Origin of the sequence: Streptomyces sp. NPDC059452 (assembly GCF_042750035.1) — a bacterium.
In the GTDB taxonomy this organism is placed as follows: domain Bacteria; phylum Actinomycetota; class Actinomycetes; order Streptomycetales; family Streptomycetaceae; genus Streptomyces.
The window spans coordinates 53,724-72,637 of the sequence record NZ_JBHYVE010000016.1; the positions used below are offsets into that span (position 1 = coordinate 53,724).

17 protein-coding genes are annotated in these 18,914 nt (G+C 73.0%); 7 read left to right on the plus strand and 10 right to left on the minus strand.

The window, feature by feature from the left end; translation table 11 throughout:
* Positions 1 to 108: 108 nt before the first annotated feature.
* Positions 109 to 630 (plus strand): hypothetical protein, encoded by a 522-nt coding sequence (locus ACFW9Z_RS21565; protein ID WP_384643232.1) that lies wholly within the window; start codon positions 109 to 111, stop codon positions 628 to 630.
* 33 nt (positions 631 to 663) lie between these two features.
* Here the strand turns inward: ACFW9Z_RS21565 and ACFW9Z_RS21570 are convergent, their stop codons facing one another.
* From ACFW9Z_RS21570 to ACFW9Z_RS21585, 4 genes are all read right to left on the minus strand, one after another.
* Positions 664 to 1,884, minus strand: a complete 1,221-nt coding sequence (locus tag ACFW9Z_RS21570) for a sensor histidine kinase (protein WP_384643235.1) — start codon at positions 1,882 to 1,884, stop codon at positions 664 to 666.
* Positions 1,881 to 3,383: a cation acetate symporter gene (locus ACFW9Z_RS21575; RefSeq protein ID WP_384643238.1), complete on the minus strand. Its 1,503-nt coding sequence runs from the start codon at positions 3,381 to 3,383 to the stop codon at positions 1,881 to 1,883. Before ACFW9Z_RS21575 ends, ACFW9Z_RS21570 begins: the two co-directional genes overlap by 4 nt.
* Complete coding sequence (locus ACFW9Z_RS21580; RefSeq protein WP_384643241.1) at positions 3,380 to 3,742, minus strand: hypothetical protein; 363 nt, start codon at positions 3,740 to 3,742, stop codon at positions 3,380 to 3,382. Before ACFW9Z_RS21580 ends, ACFW9Z_RS21575 begins: the two co-directional genes overlap by 4 nt.
* 124 nt (positions 3,743 to 3,866) lie before the next feature.
* The gene (locus ACFW9Z_RS21585; RefSeq protein ID WP_384643244.1) at positions 3,867 to 4,619 is read right to left on the minus strand and encodes a LytR/AlgR family response regulator transcription factor; all 753 of its coding nucleotides are present in this window, start codon (positions 4,617 to 4,619) and stop codon (positions 3,867 to 3,869) included.
* A 71-nt stretch (positions 4,620 to 4,690) separates the two neighbouring features.
* Here ACFW9Z_RS21585 and ACFW9Z_RS21590 point away from each other — a divergent pair, with 71 nt between their 5' ends.
* A complete protein-coding gene (locus ACFW9Z_RS21590) occupies positions 4,691 to 5,338 on the plus strand; it encodes a zf-HC2 domain-containing protein (protein ID WP_384643247.1) in 648 nt (215 codons plus the stop codon).
* Between the two features lie 10 nt (positions 5,339 to 5,348).
* Here ACFW9Z_RS21590 and ACFW9Z_RS21595 read toward each other — a convergent pair whose 3' ends face one another.
* The 4 genes from ACFW9Z_RS21595 to ACFW9Z_RS21610 form a co-directional block, all read right to left on the minus strand.
* On the minus strand, positions 5,349 to 6,209 hold the full coding sequence (locus tag ACFW9Z_RS21595) for an Fpg/Nei family DNA glycosylase (RefSeq protein WP_384643251.1): 861 nt from the start codon (positions 6,207 to 6,209) through the stop codon (positions 5,349 to 5,351).
* 36 nt (positions 6,210 to 6,245) lie between these two features.
* The gene (locus tag ACFW9Z_RS21600; RefSeq protein WP_384643254.1) at positions 6,246 to 7,610 is read right to left on the minus strand and encodes a wax ester/triacylglycerol synthase family O-acyltransferase; all 1,365 of its coding nucleotides are present in this window, start codon (positions 7,608 to 7,610) and stop codon (positions 6,246 to 6,248) included.
* A gap of 163 nt (positions 7,611 to 7,773) precedes the next feature.
* Positions 7,774 to 9,840: a SpoIIE family protein phosphatase gene (locus ACFW9Z_RS21605; RefSeq protein WP_384643257.1), complete on the minus strand. Its 2,067-nt coding sequence runs from the start codon at positions 9,838 to 9,840 to the stop codon at positions 7,774 to 7,776.
* Positions 9,841 to 9,979: 139 nt separating this feature from the next.
* A complete protein-coding gene (locus ACFW9Z_RS21610; RefSeq protein ID WP_384643260.1) occupies positions 9,980 to 11,152 on the minus strand; it encodes a DUF6777 domain-containing protein in 1,173 nt (390 codons plus the stop codon).
* Positions 11,153 to 11,368: 216 nt separating this feature from the next.
* On the opposite strand from ACFW9Z_RS21610, the gene ACFW9Z_RS21615 reads away from it, so the two are divergent.
* Genes ACFW9Z_RS21615 through ACFW9Z_RS21625 form a run of 3 tightly spaced genes read left to right on the plus strand, consistent with a single transcriptional unit; the run spans position 11,369 to position 14,213 of the window.
* Positions 11,369 to 12,220: a YndJ family protein gene (locus ACFW9Z_RS21615; protein ID WP_384643263.1), complete on the plus strand. Its 852-nt coding sequence runs from the start codon at positions 11,369 to 11,371 to the stop codon at positions 12,218 to 12,220.
* Entirely contained in the window at positions 12,217 to 12,729 is a 513-nt protein-coding gene (locus ACFW9Z_RS21620) for a DUF1990 family protein (RefSeq protein WP_384643266.1), read from the plus strand. Before ACFW9Z_RS21615 ends, ACFW9Z_RS21620 begins: the two co-directional genes overlap by 4 nt.
* 29 nt (positions 12,730 to 12,758) lie before the next feature.
* Positions 12,759 to 14,213 (plus strand): lipase maturation factor family protein, encoded by a 1,455-nt coding sequence (locus ACFW9Z_RS21625; protein WP_384643269.1) that lies wholly within the window; start codon positions 12,759 to 12,761, stop codon positions 14,211 to 14,213.
* A gap of 17 nt (positions 14,214 to 14,230) precedes the next feature.
* Here ACFW9Z_RS21625 and ACFW9Z_RS21630 read toward each other — a convergent pair whose 3' ends face one another.
* The gene (locus tag ACFW9Z_RS21630) at positions 14,231 to 14,407 is read right to left on the minus strand and encodes a hypothetical protein (RefSeq protein ID WP_384643571.1); all 177 of its coding nucleotides are present in this window, start codon (positions 14,405 to 14,407) and stop codon (positions 14,231 to 14,233) included.
* A 382-nt stretch (positions 14,408 to 14,789) separates the two neighbouring features.
* Positions 14,790 to 16,274 (minus strand): SDR family NAD(P)-dependent oxidoreductase, encoded by a 1,485-nt coding sequence (locus ACFW9Z_RS21635; protein ID WP_384643272.1) that lies wholly within the window; start codon positions 16,272 to 16,274, stop codon positions 14,790 to 14,792.
* A gap of 242 nt (positions 16,275 to 16,516) precedes the next feature.
* Here ACFW9Z_RS21635 and ACFW9Z_RS21640 point away from each other — a divergent pair, with 242 nt between their 5' ends.
* Positions 16,517 to 17,413 carry an RNA polymerase sigma factor SigF gene (locus ACFW9Z_RS21640; protein ID WP_384643275.1) on the plus strand — a complete coding sequence of 299 codons (897 nt, stop codon included), beginning with the start codon at positions 16,517 to 16,519 and terminating at the stop codon, positions 17,411 to 17,413.
* 206 nt (positions 17,414 to 17,619) lie between these two features.
* A complete protein-coding gene (locus ACFW9Z_RS21645; RefSeq protein ID WP_384643562.1) occupies positions 17,620 to 18,873 on the plus strand; it encodes a PP2C family protein-serine/threonine phosphatase in 1,254 nt (417 codons plus the stop codon).
* The last annotated feature ends 41 nt before the right edge of the window (positions 18,874 to 18,914 follow it).

An 18,914-nucleotide genomic window follows, 5' to 3' on the forward strand; every position in this document is an offset into this window, starting at 1 on the left:
AGCCTCGCATCTCCTGGGCGATCCTCCGCTTCTGCCCACGCGGGGCGTCCGCCCCCGGTTCAATGCTGCGTGAAGCCCGGTACCGAGCAAGGAAAGAGGCGAGACGGGATGCGTCCCGAGGATACGGATGGGACCGGTGGGGGCGGGCTGCCGGTACCGATGGCCTGGCTGTACACGGAATACATCGCGGATGAGCTGTTACGCACCGGCGACCTGATGGAACCGGCGACGCTGGAGTTCCGGGCCGGGCGCGACGCGCTCGCCCTCACGATATTCCTCTCCGGTCTGCTCCGGGAGCCCCCGGTCTCCCGCGCTCTGTCCGAAGCGCGCGTCGACGAACTGCGGCTGCTCACGGCGTACGGGGCCACCTGGCGGAGCTGGGTCTGCGAGCGGCTCGCGGAGTCGGGGCGGCGGGCGGTGCCCGGTGACCCCGATCTGGCGCTGGCGCGGGCGGCCTGGCGGTGGCTGGAGGAGACCGAGCTGCTCGCCGCGGACCTCGACGCGATCGTGCCCGTGCCCCGGGAGCCGGCGGCCGGGGGCGCGGACGATGTCGAGGGGGAGGTCCAGGTGTGGACGCCCGCCTGGCAACTGGGGCTTCCGCTGGGGCATCTGGCCGTGCACCTGTGCTGAGCGGTCCCGGCCGTACGCCCCCGGCCCACGGCTTCATGAACCGTGCACGCCCGCACGGTACTTGGGCAGTCTCAGCGTGATCTTCATGCCCGCGCCGACCCCGGTCTCGATGACGAGCCCGTACCCGTCCCCGTACACCTGGCGCAGCCGCTCGTCCACGTTGAGCAGGCCGATACCGGTGGAGGTGGTGGTGGCCTCGCCGCGCAGGATGCGGCGCAGCCGTTCGGGGTCCATGCCGCTGCCGTTGTCCTCGATCACCACCTCGGCCTCCGAACCGGCGTCGAGCGCGCTGATGGTGATCCGGAACGGGGCGTCCGCCGCCCGTTCGCGGGGCGGGGTGGCCGCTCCCTCCAGACCGTGTTTGACGGCGTTCTCCACCAGCGGCTGGAGGCAGAGGAACGGCAGCGCGACCGGAAGCACCTCGGGGGCCACCTGGAGGGTGACGGACAGGCGCTTGCCGAAGCGGGCGCGGACCAGCGCCAAGTACTGGTCGATGGAGTGCAGTTCATCGGCCAGGGTGGTGAACTCGCCGTGCCGCCGGAAGGAGTAGCGGGTGAAGTCGGCGAACTCCAGGAGCAGTTCGCGGGCCTGTTCGGGGTCGGTGCGGACGAACGAGGCGATGGCGGCGAGGGAGTTGAAGATGAAGTGCGGGGAGATCTGGGCCCGCAGCGCCTTGATCTCGGCCTCGATGAGCTGCGTACGGGAGCGGTCCAGCTCGGCCAGTTCCAGTTGTACGCAGACCCAGCGGGCGACCTCGCCCGCCGCCCGGGCCAGCACCGCCGACTCGCGCGGGGCATAGGCGACGAGTGCGCCCAGGACCCGGTTCTCGACGGTGAGCGGGACGGCGACCGCCCAGCGCAGGGGGCAGTCGAGGTCGGCGCAGCCGCTGTCGAAGGCGGTGCCGCGCCCGCCCTCCAGCAGCTCCTCGATATGGCCCATCACATCCTTGCCGTGATGGTGTCCGGCGCCGTCCCAGACCAGGACACGTTCCCGGTCGGTGAGACAGAGGGCGTCGGTGCCGAGCAGGGAGCGCAGCCTGCGGGCCGAGCGGCGGGCGCTCTCCTCGGTGAGACCGGCCCGGAGCGGGGGCGCGGCGAGGGATGCGGTGTGCAGGGTCTCGAAGGTGGCGTGCTCGACGGGGGTGCCGACATCGCTGGGCCGCAGCGGCCGGGCGGTGCGGCGGCCCAGCAGGAACCCCGTACCGAGCAGCAGCGCCACCAGGACGACGAGGACGGCGACCCCGGCCCCGGTCACCGTTCCCCCCTCCCGGCGCGGGCCGAGGTGAGCGCCTCGGGGAGGTGGAAGCGGGTCATGGCCGCGTTGGTGCCCGGCGGTATCCGTCCCGGAGTGGCGAGCGAGACGAGGATCATCGCGAGGAACCCCACGGGGACGGACCAGACGGCGGGCCAGGCCAGCAGCGCGTGCGGCCAGCCGGGCGGAGTGACGGCCCCGCTCACGGTGATGGCGACGGCGAGGAGGGCCGAGCCGCCGCCGAGCAGGAGCCCCGCGATCGCGCCCGGCGGGGTGAGGCGGCGCCACCAGATGCCGAGGACGAGCAGCGGGCAGAAGGAGGAGGCGGAGACGGCGAAGGCCATGCCCACCGCGTCCGCCACCGGCACCCGGCTGACCAGCAGCGAACCGGCGAGCGGCACGGCGATGGCGAGGACGGTGGCGAGCCGGAAGTGGCGCACCCCGCGCGAGGGCAGCACATCCTGGGTGATGACCCCGGCGACCGCCATGGTGAGCCCGGAGGCGGTGGAGAGGAACGCGGCGAACGCCCCGCCCGCGATCAGCGCGCCCAGCAGATCGCCGCCGAGCCCGCCGATGACCCGGGCGGGCAGGAGGAGGACGGCGGCGTCCGCGTCACCCCCGTACCGCAGTTCGGGGGCGTAGAGCCTGCCGAGGGCTCCGTAGATGGGCGGCAGCAGGTAGAAGAGGCCGACCAGGGCGAGGACGGCGACGGTGGTGCGGCGGGCGTCGCGGCCGTTGGGGCTGGTGTAGAAGCGGACGACGACGTGCGGCAGGCCCATCGTGCCGAGGAAGGTCGCCACGATGAGTCCGTACGTGGCGTAGAGCGGGTGGTCGGCGCGGAAGACGGCGAACTGGTCGTCGAAGCTGACCCGGGGGCGGCCGTCGCCCTGCCAGGCGAGAACGAGGAAGAGGGCGGGGACGAGGAGCGCGGTCAGTTTCAGCCAGTACTGGAAAACCTGGACGAAGGTGATGGACCGCATCCCGCCCGCCGCCACCGCGACCATCACCACGGTGGCGACGAGTACGTCACCGAGCCAGCCGGGCGCCCCGGTGAGGATCTTGAGGGTGAGCCCGGCGCCCTGGAGCTGCGGGACGAGGTAGAGCCACCCCGCTCCGACCACGAGGATGCTCACCAGCCGCCGGACGTGCAGCGATTCGAGCCGCCCCTCGGCGAAGTCCGGCAGGGTGTACGCCCCCGAGCGGCGCAGCGGCGCGGCGACGAAGACCAGCAGCACCAGATATCCGGCGGTGTAGCCGACCGGGTACCAGAGCATGTCGGGGCCGTGCAGCAGGACCAGGCCCGCGACGCCGAGGAAGGAGGCGGCGGAGAGGTACTCCCCGCTGATCGCGGCGGCGTTCATCCGGGGCCGCACGGTGCGGGACGCCACGTAGAAGTCGGAGGTCGTACGGGAGATGCGCAGGCCGAAGCCGCCGACGAGGACGGTGGCGAGGACGACGAGGGCGACCGCCACCCAGGACGCCGTGTGGTCGGGGGTGCTCACGGTGCGGGGCGGCCCTCCACCAGCCGGGCGAAGTCGCGTTCGTTGCGCTCGGCCCTGCGCACGTACCACCAGGCGGCCAGGGTGAGCGGCGGGTAGGTGGCGAAGCCGAGCACCGCCCAGACCAGGGCGGCGCTCTTCAGGGCGGCGAAGAGGAGGGGCAGGGTGCCCGCGACGAGGGCGAGCACGGCGAAGACGGTGAGTCCGGCGCGGAGCTGGCTGCGCATCAGCGAGCGGACGTAGGCGCCGCCGAGGGCGGTCTGCTCCTCGATCTCCGACTGGGTGCGGTAGCGGGGCAGCGGACGCACCCGGCGGGGCTCTCCCGTGACGACTTCGCGCCGGGGTGCGGTCTCCTGTGACATGGGCTGGGAGTCTAGGCGGCGGCAGGCCGTGCTGGGAAGGCTTCCACGGAGCGGCTTCGACGGAGGTCGCCCCAGGTCACGAGCGTGTCGACGGCTGTCCGGTCACCTGTCCACGGCCTTCCGGTCAGCGTCCGCCCTGCCGCATCAGCAGGTCGCGCAGGGCCCGGGTGTGGCGGCGGCTGACGGCGAGCTCGGCCTCTCCGATGCGCACGCTCATGCTCCCCGCGTCCAGCCGCAGCTCGTCGATCCGGTCGAGGGCCACGAGGTGGCGGCGGTGGATCCGGACGAAGCCGCGCGAGCGCCAGCGGTCCTCCAGGGCGGTGAGCGGGATGCGGACGAGGTGGCTGCCGGTCGCGGTGTACAGCCGGGCGTAGTCGCCCTGCGCCTCGGCGTACGCGATCTCGTCGACCGGGATGAAGCGGATGACGCCGCCGAGCTCGACGGGGATCTGGTCGGTGGCGGTGTCGTTGACCGGGGCGGAGCGGTCCCCGACCTGCTCGGCGACCCGGCGCACGGCCTCGGCGAGCCGTTCGCGGCGTACCGGTTTGAGGACGTAGTCGACGGCCTTCAGGTCGAAGGCGTGCACGGCGAAGCCCTCGTGCGCGGTGACGAAGACGATGAGCGGGGGCGAGGCGAACCCGGCGAGGAGCTGGGCGACGTCGAGGCCGGTGAGCCCCGCCATGTGGATGTCGAGGAAGACGACGTCGATCGCGGACGGGTCGTCGGGGCCCGCGTCCACGGCGCTGCCGATCCGGCGCAGCGCCTCGGTCGCCCCGGTGGCACCTTCGGCGCTGCGGATGCGGGGGTCGGCGCGCAGGAGGTACAGCAGCTCCTCCAGGGCGGGTGGTTCGTCGTCGACGGCGAGTACGCGCAGCATGAGCCCGGAGTTTAGGTCCTCCGGGGCCGCATGGCTTGAGTGAATCCCGGCTTGTTCCCGTACCGCAGTACATGCAGACGACCGAGCCCCACATCCGCGTGGGGGCCTATGCCCTGGGCGTGCTCGGGAGGGCCGACGCCTTCCGGTTCGAGGAACATCTGGAGGAGTGTCCGCTCTGCCGTGTCCGGGCGCGCGAGCTGGCCCCGGTGGCGGCCCGGCTGGCGGGGGCCGGGCCGCTGGTACGGCCCTCCCCCGGGCTCGCGGACCGGCTGGTGGCGGCGGTGGCGGCCGGGCGGCGCAGGGCGGGGCGGCGCAGGCTCGCGCTGGTGGCGGCGGCGGCGGTGCTGGCGGTGGGCGGCCCGTGGGCGGTGGCGGGGCTCCAGGACGGTCCGGCGGGCGGTCGGCCGGATGTGGTGCGGGTGCAGCGGTGGGTGGGGGCGGACCCGGGGTCGGGGGCGGCCGCGGTGGTGACGGCGGCGGGGCACGAGTGGGGTACGGCGGTGGCGCTGGAGGCGGTACGGATGCCGGCCGAGGGTGTGTGTGCGCTGGTCGCGGTGGGCCGGGACGGCAGCGAGGAGACGGTGAGCAGTTGGTCGGCCGGGGGGCCGGGGGGCGGTCTGGTGGAGGTGGAGGGCGGGGCGGCGCTGCGGCCGGAGTCCATCGACCGCTTCGAGGTGCGGACGGCGGACGGGCGGCGGCTGGTGACGGTCACCCGCTGAACGCCCCGGATCACTTCAGGAACTTCGAGAGCCTGCGGTCGGCCAGCGGTCTGCCGCCGGTCTGGCAGGTGGGGCAGTACTGGAGCGAGGAGTCGCTGAAGGAGACCTCCAGGACGGTGTCGCCGCAGACCGGGCAGGCCTCCCCCGTACGGCCGTGGACGCGCATCCCGCTCTTCTTCTCGGACTTGAGCTTTCCGGCCTCCACCCCGGTGGAGCGCGCCACGGCGTCCTTGAGGGTGGTGCGCAGCGCGGTGTACAGACCGGTGATGTCGTCCTCGCCGAGGTCGGCGGTCCGTTTGAACGGGGACATCTTCGCCACGTGCAGGATCTCGTCGCTGTAGGCGTTGCCGATGCCCGCGATGAGCGCCTGGTCGCGGAGCGCGCCCTTGATCTGTCGGCGGGCCCCGCCGACGATCGCGGCGAACGCGTCCCGGTCGAAGGCGTCGGCGAGGGGGTCGGGGCCGAGGCGGGCGATCCCGGGGACGTCCATGGGGTCGCGCACCAGGTGGACGGAGAGGCGCTTCTTGGTGCCCATCTCCGTGAGGTCGAAGCCGTCGCCGTCCGTGGTCACCAGCCGCAGGGCGAGCGGTCCCTTGCCGGGGCGCGGCGGGGCGGCCGGGAAGGAGTCCTTCCACCGGAGCCAGCCCGCCCGGGCCAGATGGGTGCAGAGGTGCAGCCCGCCCGCCTCGATGTCGAGGAACTTGCCGTGGCGGGCGACCGAGGTGACGGTGGTGCCTTCCAGGGCGGTGAGCGGCGGGTCGTACGTCTTCAGGACGCTGATCGCCAGCGGGACGACACGGGCGATCTCCTTGCCGACCAGATGGTCGCCGAGGAAGACCCGCAGGGCTTCGACTTCGGGCAGCTCGGGCATGGTTCCAGCCTGCCGCAGGCGGCGTACGGCTGCCTGTCAGGTGACCGGCTCCGCCACCCGGCCGCCGGTCACCAGCGCGCGGAGCTCCTCGAACTCCTCCGCCACCGCCCCGGCCAGCCGGTCCAGGTCCGGCAGTGCCTTGCCGTCCGCCACCAGGCCCACATGCACCCGGCCGCCGTACGTCGACAGCGCCACGGCCAGCGACTGGCCGCGGGCCAGCGGAGCCATCGGGTACAGCGCGCTGAGCGGGCAGCCGCCGAGCGAGAGCGCGGAGCGGGGCAGGGGCACGCTGGTGACGAGCAGGTCGAAGAGCATCCGGGCGGCGTTCGCGGCCAGCGGTGCGCCGAACCGGTGGGCCAGCGGGTGCAGTTGGTCGGCGAGTACGGCGACGGCTCCGGCGCCCTTCAGCGGTCCGGCCGCCTTGTTGCGGTCCATCGCACCCCGGACCGCCCGGAGCCGTTCGCGGGGATCGGCGGCGCCGACGGGGAGGTCCAGGAGGTAGCCGGAGAGGCGGTTCCCCGTCACCGTACCGCCGGGCCTGCGCCGGGAGACGGGGACCAGGGCGCGCGGATCGGTCCCGGGCAGCGCCTCGCCGCGCTCCCCCATCCAGCGGCGCAGGGCCCCGGCGACCACGGCGAGCAGGATGTCGTTGGCGGTGCCGCCCTCCACCCGCCGGATGCGCTGGAGGGCCGTGGCGTCCAGGTCCGCGGTGGCCAGCCGCCGGGTGCCGCTGGAGGGGGCGGTGAGGGCGGAGGCGCCCCGCAGGTCCAGGCGGCCCGCGCGGACGACGGAGGCGCCCACACCCAGCGCCCGGCCGACCTCGCCGATCCGGCCGAGGGCCATGCCCGCCACCTCGCGGGGGTCGGGGAGCCAGGAGCGGGGCGGCACGGCGGGGCGGCCGCGGGCGGCGGAGCGGGCGGTGGCGGCGGCGATCTCGTCGAAGATCCCGGCCCCGATGGCGACCGCCCGCATCCCGTCGGCCAGCGCGTGGTGCAGCTTGACCAGCACGGCGAAGGGCCCGTCACCGGCGCCGCCGATCAGATACATCTGCCAGGGCGGCAGCCCCCGGCCCAGCGGCTGTTCCATCAGCTCCCCGGCCAGCCGAGTGGCGCCCGCCATGAAGTCGCCGTCGCCCACGGTGACGCGGCGCACGTGCCGGTGCACGTCGAAGTCCTTGTCCACGGCCCAGGCGGCGCCGCCGACCGGCAGCAGGACGTCCCGTACGCACATCCGCAGCCGGGGGATGGCGGCAGCCCGGGTGCGGAGCAGGTCCAGGACGTGGTCCGGGGTGGCGCCGGGCGCCGGGGCGAAGACGGCGAGGGCGCCCAGGTGCATGGGGTGGGCGTCGGATTCGAGGTGCCAGAAGGCCAGGTCGAGCGGGGCCAGGAGTTCGGTACCCAACAGGGGCCTCATGTCGTTGGTTGGCGGAACGGCTCGGAGCGGGCGGAACGGCTCGTCGAGGGCGGAACAGCCGTACCCCCGCAGTCAATCGTTCGCGGTCGGTTACGGTCAAGCACAGACATGTTACGTACTGTTACGGAACCGGATCCCCGCCCACCAGCGACTACGACCGCTCGGGGATCAGGAACTCGCACCACACGCACTTGCCGCTCCCCCGGGACTCCACGCCCCAGACGTCGGCCAGCCGGTCGACGAGCATCAGCCCGCGCCCCGAGACCCCCGACTCCCCCGCGTCCCGGCGCCGGGGCAGCGCGCTGGAGCGGTCCTCCACGTCGACGCGCAGCCGCCGCTCGGACCCGGCCATCACCCGGATCGTCACGACGGCCCCGCCGTCGGTGTGCATCAGGGCGTTGGTGATCAGCTCGTCGGCGGCCAGTTCGATCTCGTCGGCCCGCTCCTTCGCCCCCCAGGCGCGTACCGCCGCCCGGATCATGTGCCGGGCCGAGCTGAGCGCCTCGGGGTCGTTCTGGGCCACGTGCTGGCGGAGCCGGCCGCCGGGCTGGGGGGCCTGGGCGGCCCGGCGGCGGAGCAGCAGGAGCGCCACGTCGTCCTGGCCGCCGCGCACGTCGACGGCGTCGCAGAGCTCGTCGGCCAGCTTCTGGAGGTTCTGGGGGCCGTTGGAGACGAGGGTGGTCAGCAGCTGCATGCCCTCGTCGAGGTCGGAGCCGGGCAGCTCCACCAGCCCGTCGGTGAAGAGGATCATCGTCTGGCCCGGGTCCAGCTCCGCCGTACCGACCGGGTACTCCAGCCGCCCGAACTCGGCGGAGAGGCCCAGCGGCAGCCCGCCCTCGGCCGGCATCCGGCGGCAGCTCCCGTCCACGTCCCGTACCAGCGGGTCGACATGGCCCGCGCGGACGAACTGCACGACCCCGGTGGTCAGGTCGACCTCGGCGTAGGTGCAGGTGGCGAAGCGGTCGGTGTCCAGCTCATGGAGGAAGACGGAGGCGCGCGCCATGACGGTGGCGGGGCTGTGCCCCTCGGCCGCGTAGGCCCGCAGCACGATGCGGAGCTGTCCCATGACGGCGGCGGCGTGGGTGTCGTGCCCCTGTACGTCCCCGATGACGGCGCCGACCCGGCCGCCGGGCAGCGGGATCAGGTCGTACCAGTCGCCGCCGATGTCCCGGCCGAGCCGGGCCGAGCGGTAGCGGACGGCCACCTGCGCGCCGGGCACGGCGGGGATCCGGCGCGGCAGCATCGCCTGCTGGAGCCCCTCGGCGAGGTCGTGCTCCTGCTCGTAGAGCATGGCCCGCTGGAGGCTCTGGGCGATGGAGGTGCCGAGCGCCATGAGCAGGTTGCGCTCGTCGGGGGTGAAGCCCGCCTTGTCGCGGTAGAGCAGGCCGAGTGCGCCGATCGGGCGGGCCTGCGCGATGAGCGGCATGTAGGCGGCGGCGGTGATCCCGAGGTGGCTGATGTTGGGCCAGAGGATCGGATAGGAGTCGGCGAAGTCCTCGGCGGACTCGATGAAACGCGGGGCGAGCGTGCGGACGACCTCACTCATCGGGTACTGCTCGTCCACCCGGGTGAACCGGGTGCCGGGGACGTACGCGCCCTCGGGCCCGTCGGCCACGAGGTGGATGCGGCCGGACTCCAGCAGCCCCATGACGAGGCTGGTGGCGCCCAGGTGGGCGAGGCCCTGGGAGTTCTTGAGGACCGCGATGACGTCCTTGACCGTACGGGCGTGGGCCAGGGCCGCCGTGGTGCCCTCCACCAGGCTGGTGCGCCGGCGCCGGTCGAGGTCCAGCTCCTGCCGGGCGGAGGAGTCGGCCAGCTCCTCGGTGGCGTCGCGGACGATGCCGATGATGCGGCGGGGGCGGCCGGTTTCGTCCCGGCGGACGAAGCCCTGGGTGTGGGTCCAGCGCAGGGTCCCGTCGCGGCGCTGGATACGGAAGTAGGCGCCGTAGTTGACGCGCCCGCTCTTGAGCGCCTGCGACACCATCCCGTCCAGGCGCTGCGCCTCGTCGGTCGGCACACGGAGGGCGAGGGAGGCCGGGCGGTTGTCGTACTCCTCCGGGGTCAGGTCGAACACGTCGAGGGCGGCCTGGTCCATGTGCATGAGGCCGGTGTCCAGATCCCAGTCGAAGCTGCCCATACGGTTCAGGGCGAGGCTGAGGTCCGGGTGGGCGGGCCAGTCGTCCGGGAGTGACAGGGCACCCGCTACCCGATCATCCATGTGGGCCACTCTGCCACCATTTGTCCGATTCTTCGAGCGATCCGTGCGACGGCCGGAGCGGTCGCCGCACGGGCTGAGGTCGCGCACGTGGCGAGGTCTCGCGCGTACAGAGGCTGCCGCACGCGCCGAGGGGAGCCGGTCAGCCGGCGAACAGCTCGGGGACCTCGGAGTCCGTCGGTTCGTCGAGCTCGTCGGGCCCATCGGGCTCGGCGGGGAAGACCTGGGTCGGCTCCGGCACCGCGCCGGACCCGTCCTCCTCCTCCAGCTCCCAGGGCTCACCGGTCGGCATCCCGTCGAAGTCGTCCGGTGCCTCGGTGCCGGGGTCCATGGGCGGCGGGCAGCCGGGAGGCAGCTCGGCCGGGTCGTCCGGGGACTCCGGGCACTCCGGCTCCCGTGGTTCGGAGGGGGCGGGGGCCGACGGGGTGGATTCGGGTGACACCGGCTCGGAGGGGCGGGCCGGGGACGGGAAGAGCAGGTCCTGACTCGGCTCGTACGGCGGTGGGTCGTCCGGGGTCCGGTCGCGTCCGCCGTCGTCGCCGACGGTCCGCTCGATCCAGGTGTTGTCGGCGGCGTCCACGATGACCAGGCCGGTGAGCGGCTGCACGCTCGGCCCGATCGCCAGGATCCGCGCGGGGTCGTAGCCGGGCCAGCGTTCGCCCCGATGGGCGACCTGCCCCTTGGCGATCACCGGCGGTTTCAGCGGATTGCCGCAGACGCAACGGACTCGCGGCAGCCCCCTGCTGTCCACCAGGACGGCGGTGCCCGTCTGGAGCACGGCCTGGAAGGCGGTGGCCTTTCCGGCGCTGTAGCCGTGGTTGGTGACCTGGGTGTCGGCGCGCAGGGCCACCGGGGCGAGCGCCCTCAGATAGCCGGGGATCTGCACGGCCTCGATGTCCGCCGTCTCGGCGAAGGCGTCGGCCTTGCCCTGGTCGGCGGCGAGCAGACGGATCTGCTGCTCGACATCGCAGGAGGCCTCGGAGCGGATGCCGCCGTAGAGCCCGGGGACGGCGCCCGAGACCCGATGGACCGTACGGGTGGCGGAACCGTCACCCTCCCCCGGATCCCCCGACCCCTCCGGCTCCTCCGGCGAACGGGTGGGGGACGGCGAGGGTGCCGCGCGGGCCGTCGACTTCGTGAACGGTCCGGGGCCCGGCTCGGCGAGCGGCTGAAGGAGGACGTCCTCGGCCTCCGCGGTGCCCGTCGTGCCCTTCGTGGTGCGGTCGGGGGCGCTGTCGCAGCCGGCGACGGCGAGCAGGACCCCGGCGGAGAGTGCGGCGAGCGCGGCGCGCCGGAGACGTCTGGGTGAGCGCACGGAGCTCTCCTGCCTGTCCATGACTGACGGATGGATCGTCACCATCTGTGCCGCACCGGAGGCCGGACCGCAAACGGACACCGGACCAGGAGTGGACGCAGGACCGGGAGTGGACGCAGGACCGGGAGCCCCCGGGACATGCCGTCTTGAACGCGTTCAAGAAAACCTCTACTCTCATCCCAGGAGTTGAACGCGTTCAAAGTCGGGGGTGGGGCCATGACCGTACTGGTCAATCTGATCGTGATGGTGGGCATGTTCGTCGTCGTCCCGGCGGGGCTGCGGCTGACCGGACTGCCGGAGCTGGACCGGATCCGCAGGCTCTGGCCCCTCTTCGCCGCGCCCGGCGCGATCTCCCTGTGGCTGCCGCGTTCCCCTACCGCCACCGCGCTCGCCCTCTGCTACGCAGTCGGCACCGTCGCCCTCGCCCTGCACGCCCCGCGCCGGGCGGTCCGGGGCCGGGACCTCTCCCCCGCCGGGATCGCCCTCCTCACCGCACTCGTCACCCCGGCGGTCGCGGCGCTCGCCCTGGTCGCGGAGCGGGCGGGCCACGAACTGTTCGGCTTCGAGCTGGGCATCCTCGCCCTGACCGTGCCGCACTTCCACTTCGCCGGTTTCGCCGCCGCCCTGGTCGCCGGGCTGGTCTGCCGGGTCGCCGGGAGCCGGGCGGGCCGGTTCGCCGCGCTCAGCGTGCCGCTGGGCACGCTGCTCGTCCTCGTCGGCTATTTCATCGGCGACTGGGCCGAACTGGCCGGGGCCGTGGTCCTGACGGCGGGCATGTGGACCGTCGGCCTGCTCACCTGGCGCCTGGGCCGCGAGGAGGGCCGGGACAGGACGACCCGGCTGCTGCTGCTCACCTCCGCCGCCGTCCTGGTGGCGACCATGCTGCTCGCCCTGAGCTGGGCGGTCGGCGAGGCCACCGGACTGCCCCACCCCACCCTGACCTGGATGGCCGCCACCCATGGCCTCGGCAACGCCCTGGGCTTCGCCCTCTGCTCGCTCCTCGCCTGGCAGCGCATCCGTGACCCCCGCCCGTCTCACCCGTCCCCTTCGGAAAGCAGGACCGCATGAGCACGCTCACCTACCCCGAGATCGGCGCCACCCGCCTCGGCCCGCTCCCCCGGGGCTACCACCACCTGCACCACCGCACCCGGGTGGGCCGGGGCCCGGACGACTTCGCGGCGGCGGGGGCGGCCGTGACCGAGTGGCGGATGCACCGGGCCTCGGGGGCCCGGATCGAGGCCTCGGCCGCGCGCGCGGAACCCGGGGCGACCGTCCGGGTCTCGCTCGGCCTGGGGCCGATACGGGTGACCGCGCCGTGCGAGGTGATCTGGACGGCGTACGGGGAGGAGGGCCGCACCGGGTTCGGCTACGGCACCCTGGCCGGGCACCCGGAGAACGGCGAGGAGTGCTTCGTGGTGGACCTGATGGACGACGGCACGGTCTGGTTCACCGTCCTGGCGTTCTCCCGCCCCGCCGCCTGGTACGCCCGGCTCGCGGGACCGCTCGTACCGCCCGTGCAGCTCTGGTACGCCCGTCGGCTGGGGCGGACACTCCGCCGGCTCGTCGCGGCGGGCTGAACACCACCGCCGGGCCGATACTGGCAGGGATGGAGTGGTTCTCCGCCGACGGCTACTGGCTGAGCAGGCTGGTCCTCCAGCGGACGCTGGCCGTGATCTACCTGGTCGCCTTCCTCTCCGCCGCGCTCCAGTTCCGGGCGCTGATCGGCGAGCGCGGCATCCTGCCCGTACCGGAACTGCTCCGGCGCACCCCCTGGAAGGCGGCGCCGGGGCTGTTCCGGCTGCACTACTCCGACCGGTTCTTCGCCGCCGTCGCCTGGACCGGCTGCGCGGTCTCGGTGGCCCTGATCGCCGGGCTGGACGCCCACCTCCCGCTCTGGGGCGGGATGCTGCTGTGGGCGCTGCCCTGGGTGCTGTACCTGTCGATCGTCCAGGTCGGGCAGGTCTGGTACGGGTTCGGCTGGGAGTCGCTGCTCCTGGAGACGGGGTTCCTCGCGGTCTTTCTCGGTACGGGGGACACCGCGCCGCCCGTGCTCGTGCTCTGGCTGCTGCGGTGGCTGCTGTTCCGGGTGGAGTTCGGCGCCGGGCTCATCAAGCTGCGCGGGGACGCCTGCTGGCGGCGGCTGACCTGCCTGGACTTCCACCACGAGACCCAGCCGATGCCGGGGCCGCTCAGCTGGTTCTTCCACCATCTGCCCCGGCCGGTGCACCGGGCCGAGGTGGCCGCCAACCACGTCACCCAGTTGCTGGTGCCGTTCCTGCTGTTCACCCCGCAGCCGGTGGCGAGCGCGGCCGCCGCCCTGATGGTCCTCACCCAGCTCTGGCTGGTCGCGTCGGGGAACTTCGCCTGGCTGAACTGGCTGACCATCGCGCTGGCGCTCTCCGTGATCGACTGGACCCCGCTCGCCGCACCGCCGCCCGCCCTGGCCGCGCCACCGCTCTGGTACGAGGTGGTCGTCATCGCGGTGACCGCCCTGGTCCTGGTCCTCAGCTACCGGCCCGCGCGCAATCTGCTCTCCCGGCGGCAGGTGATGAACCGCTCCTACGACCCCTTGCACCTCGTCAACACCTACGGTGCGTTCGGCTCGATCAGCAGAATGCGGCTGGAAGTGGTGGTGGAGGGCACGGCCGATCCGGTCGCGGACGAGGGCGCGGAGTGGCGGGAGTACGGCTTCCGCGGCAAACCGGGCGATGTGCGGCGGCTGCCGCGCCTCTTCGCCCCGTACCACCTGCGGCTCGACTGGATGATGTGGTTCGCCGCGCTCTCCCCCGCGTACGCGCGCTCCTGGTTCGGCCCGTTCACCGAGCGGCTGCTGCGCGGCGACCGGGACACGCTCCGGCTGCTGGCGCACAACCCGTTCCCGGACGACCCGCCCGTACACGTACGCGCCCGGGTGTTCCATTACCGGTTCACGGACCCGCGGGAGCTGCGGGCCACCGGCGCCTGGTGGGACCGCACCTATGTCCGGGAATTCATGCGGCCCGTCTCCCGGCCGCTCCCGCCGGAGCGGGATGGCCGGGACACGGGCCGTGAACAGCGCTGAAGCGGCCGTCCGGGCCGTCAGTCGACGCCGGGCAGGATGTGCGGCTCGGCGAGGTCGTCCTCGTAACCGGCCAGCCGGATCGGTGCGGACCTGGCCCACACCTCGATGTTCCGGAGCTTCTCGGGCCGGGCGGTCCGCTCCCCGTACCGTTCGGCGGGGCGCTTCTCTCGCATCGTCAGTTCTGGTGTCGTCACCGCGCACTCCTCTGTGTCGCGTCGCCCAGGGCGTCGCCGGCGCTCCGGCGGCGGTGCCGGAGACCGAGCGGGCCCCGGTGCGGGGCAGGGGCTGGGATATGTCGGTCGCGGTGGCGCCGTGTCGGGGCGGGACGGCGGTCGGGTTGCAGACCTGTCCCGGGACGGTCGGGGAACCTTCGTGGGCTCCTCGATGGCGTCCGTTCGCCTCAGAGTAACCAAATGAGCGGCGCTGCGCTCGATAGAACGTGTGCAGTGGGTCACTTTCGGCCACTTCGGACAGCGAAAACCCGGCCCAGGATCCATCCTGGGCCGGGTCTGCGGCCGCCGCGCGGAAGGTGCGGTTCCGGTTGAGCCGGAGGAGTTACGCCGACGGGCGCGGGGTTTACCAGTTCGCGGGGGCGTAGTCCTTGAGGAAGCAGCCGTACAGCGGCTCGCCGCCCTCGCCGCGCACGATCGGGTCGTAGACCCGGGCCGCGCCGTCGACGAGGTCGAGCGGGGCGTGGAAGCCCTCCTCCGCGAGGCGCATCTTGTCGGGGTGCGGACGCTCGTCGGTGATCCAGCCGGTGTCCACGGCGGTCATCAGGATGCCGTCCTTCTCGAACATCTCCTGGGCGCTGGTGCGCGTGAGCATGTTGAGCGCGGCCTTGGCCATGTTGGTGTGCGGGTGGCCCGCGCCCTTGTAGCCCCGGCTGAAGACGCCCTCCATCGCGGAGACGTTGACGACGTAGGAGTGCTTGGCGGCGGTCGCGGCCATCGCCGGGCGGAGCCGGCTGATCAGGATGAAGGGGGCGGTGGAGTTGCAGAGCTGGACTTCGAGGAGCTCGATCGGCTCGACGTCCTCCACCGTCTGGACCCAGCTGTTGGTGTCGTGCAGGTCGGGAACGAGCCCGCCCGCGTCGATCGCGGTACCGGCGGCGATCCGGGCCGGGGAGGCGGAGCCGGTGACCAGGGCGAGGTCGGTGACCTCCTGGGCGCTCAGCCCCTCCTTGCGGGCGGCGGGCAGGGCGGCCACCCGGTCGACCGTGCCGCTGCCGAAGGTCCCGATGACCTCGGCGGCGGGCAGCTCACCGGCAGGCAGCGGAGCCGACTCGGCGGCCACGAGCTCGCTGTAGGCCTGCGGGGAGCGGCGCACCGTCTGGGCCGCGTTGTTGATCAGGATGTCGAGCGGGCCCTCGGCGGCGACGGAGTCGGCCAGCGCGACGACCTGGGCGGGGTCGCGGAGGTCGATGCCGACGATCTTCAGCCGGTGGATCCACTCGTCGCTGTCGGGCATCGCCTTGAAGCGGCGGATCGCGTCGTTGGGGAAGCGGGTGGTGATGGTCGTGTGGGCACCGTCACGGAGCAGCCGCAGCGCGATGTACATGCCGATCTTCGCCCGGCCGCCGGTGAGCAGCGCCCGGCGCCCGGTGAGGTCGGTGCGCGCGTCGCGGCGGGCGCGGTTCTCCTTGGCGCAGGGCTGGCAGAGCTGGTGGTAGAACGCGTCCACCTCGACGTACCGGGTCTTGCAGATGTAGCAGGACCGGGGGCGCTGGAGTATCCCGGCGATCTCGGCCTGGGCGGAGGAGGAGGGCAGGACGCCCTGGGTCTCGTCGTCGATACGCTCGGCCGAGCCGGTCGCGGTCGCCTCGGTGACGGCCCGGTCGTGGGCGGTCTTGGCGGCCCGGCGCTCCTGGCGGCGGCGCTGCTTCACGGTGCGGTAGATCCCGGCGGTGGCCCGGCGGACGGCGATCGCGTCCGGGTGGTCCACCTCGATGGTGTCGAGCTCGTCGAGCACGCTCAGGCAGACGGCCAGCCGCTCCGGGTCGATACCGGGACCGAACTCGTCGATTCCGGGAGCGAGCTCCGGGCTGTCCTCTGTCACCGTCATTGCCGTTCCTCTGTCATCTTCTCGCCGCGGATGTCATCTTCTTCGCCGCAGATCGTGGATCACCGCAGGCCGGAACACCCCGCTCAAGTTTGCCATGCGCGCGAGGCGGCTCCGTTCGGGCGTCCGCCGGGATTCCCGGGACCGGACGGGGATCTCAAGAACTTTCGCACGGAGCACGCATGACTTCGCAACGACCGGGAAGGCGACCGTCCGACACATTGGGCAGCAGGGAGGGTGACACCATGACGGCGATGTCAGTGCGAGCCACCGGAGCGACGGCGCCGCTGAGCGACGGCCCGGTAGCCACGCGGACCGACGTCGGCGCCGAGGAACTGCCCTGGGTCGAGGACGCCGGAAAGGTCGCCCCCAAGGACGCGCGGGCCCTGTCCAAGGTCTTCTTCGACCGCCTCCAGGTCCTGGAGGAGGGCACGCACGAGTACCAGTACGCCCGCAACACCCTGATCGAGATGAACCTCTCGCTGGTCCGGTTCGCCGCGTCCAGGTTCCGCAACCGGGGCGGCGACGACACCGAGGACATCATCCAGGTCGGCACGATCGGGCTGATCAAGGCGATCGACCGCTTCGACCTCTCCCGCGAGGTCGAGTTCGCCACCTTCGCCGTCCCCTACATCGTGGGCGAGATCAAGCGCTTCTTCCGCGACACCACCTGGTCCGTGCACGTACCGCGCCGGCTCCAGGAGCTGCGGGTCGACCTCGCCAAGGCGAAGGAGCAGCTCTCCGCCGAGCTGGACCGCGACCCCACGGTCAAGGAGCTCGCCGCCCACCTCGACCTGCCCGAGGAGGAGATCATCGAGGGGCTCGTGGCCGCCAACGGCTACTCCGCCGGCTCGCTCGACACCCCCTCGGCGGACAGCGACTCCGGGCAGGAGCAGCGCGCGTACGCCGATGTGCTCGGCGAGAGCGACCCGGGCATGGAGACCGTGGAGAACCTGCACACCCTGGCACCGCTGCTGGAGCAGCTGGACGACCGGGAGCGCAGGATCGTCCAGATGCGGTTCGGGGCGGAGATGACGCAGGCGCAGATCGGTGCGGAGCTGGGGGTCTCCCAGATGCACGTGTCGCGGCTGCTGACCCGGATCGTCAAGCAACTGCGCAAGGGGATGAGCGTGGAGGCGTGAGCCCGCGCCCCCGCTGACCCCGGGCGGGGCCCACCCCGGCGCCTGCCGTACCGGTCGGGCATCCTCCCGGGTGCCCGGCCGCTTCCTGTCCGACCGGCCGCCCGCGGCATCTTCCGGGGCCGCCGATCACATATGCTTCCCGACGATTGAGCCGGCTGGTCCGATGCCGGTCGTCCGAGGGGGTGGAGGGGTTGGCCGAGACACCCATGGGCATGTCTCTCAAACCTGTGGGCACCGTCGGCATCCCCGCGCAGCAGGAGGACGGCGACGACTCCTCCCCCAGCACTCTCCTGTGGAATGTCGACGCCACGATCCTCCTGGTGGAGGACGACGCGGGTGACGCGCTGCTGGTCGAGGAGATGCTCACCGACAGCGAGCTGGACTCCGCCCTCACCTGGCGCAAGACGCTCGCCGAGGCCCGTGCCTTCCTGCGTACCTGTGCCACCCCGGTCTGCGTACTTCTGGACCTGCACCTCCCGGACGTCCACGGCCTCGACGCCGTACGGCAGATCCTGGAGTCCGACAGCGACGCCGCGATCGTCGTCCTCACCGGTCTCGACGAGTCGGGCACGGGGCTCCGCGCCGTCGCGGGCGGCGCCCAGGACTACCTGGTCAAGGGGAGGCTGGACCCCGAGGTGCTGTCGCGGGCGATCCGCTACGCCCTCCAGCGCAAGGAAGTGGAACGGGCGGCGGCCGCGCTGCGCTCCAACCAGCTGATCGCCCAGGAGAACGCCCGCCTGGAGCGCGGCCTGCTGCCCGTCCCGCTGCTGCGCGACGACCGGTTCCGGGCACGCGCCCGGTACGAGCCGGGGCGCGTCCACGGGCTGCTGAGCGGTGACTTCTACGACGTCGTGCAGACCTCCGACGGAGTGGTCCACGCGGTGATCGGTGATGTCTCGGGGCACGGCGCGGCGGAGGCCGCGCTGGGGGTCTGCCTCCGGGTGGCCTGGCGTACCGCCGTGCTCTGCGGGACCTCCCACCGGGAACAGATCGAGCTGCTGGAGGAGATCCTGGTCGCCGAGCGCTCGGACTCGCACGTCTTCGCCACGATGACCTCCCTGGCCTTCGCGTCCGACGGGCGCAGCGCGCAGATCGTGCGGGCGGGCCACCCCGGCCTGCTGCTGCGCCGGGGCGAGGAGGTCCACTGGGTGGAGCCGGAGGGCGGCATGGCGCTCGGGCTGCTGCCCGGCGTGGGCCGGTGGCCGACGGTCGACCTGCCGCTGGCGCCCGGGGACGGGCTGGTGCTCTTCACCGACGGGCTCTTCGAGGGGCGCAACGGCCCGGAGAGCCGCCTCGGTGAGGAAGGACTGCTGGCGATGGCGCGGGGCCACGGACACCTTCCGGGCCGCAGCTTCGTCGACGCGCTGGTGGCGGGAGCCGCCGAGGGAGCCGCCCCCTACGGCGGCCTCGCGGACGATGTCGCCGTCCTGCACCTGGGCTGGGGATCGGAACTTTCATGAGTACGGAACGGCCCATGGGTACGGAAACGGCGACGAGCACG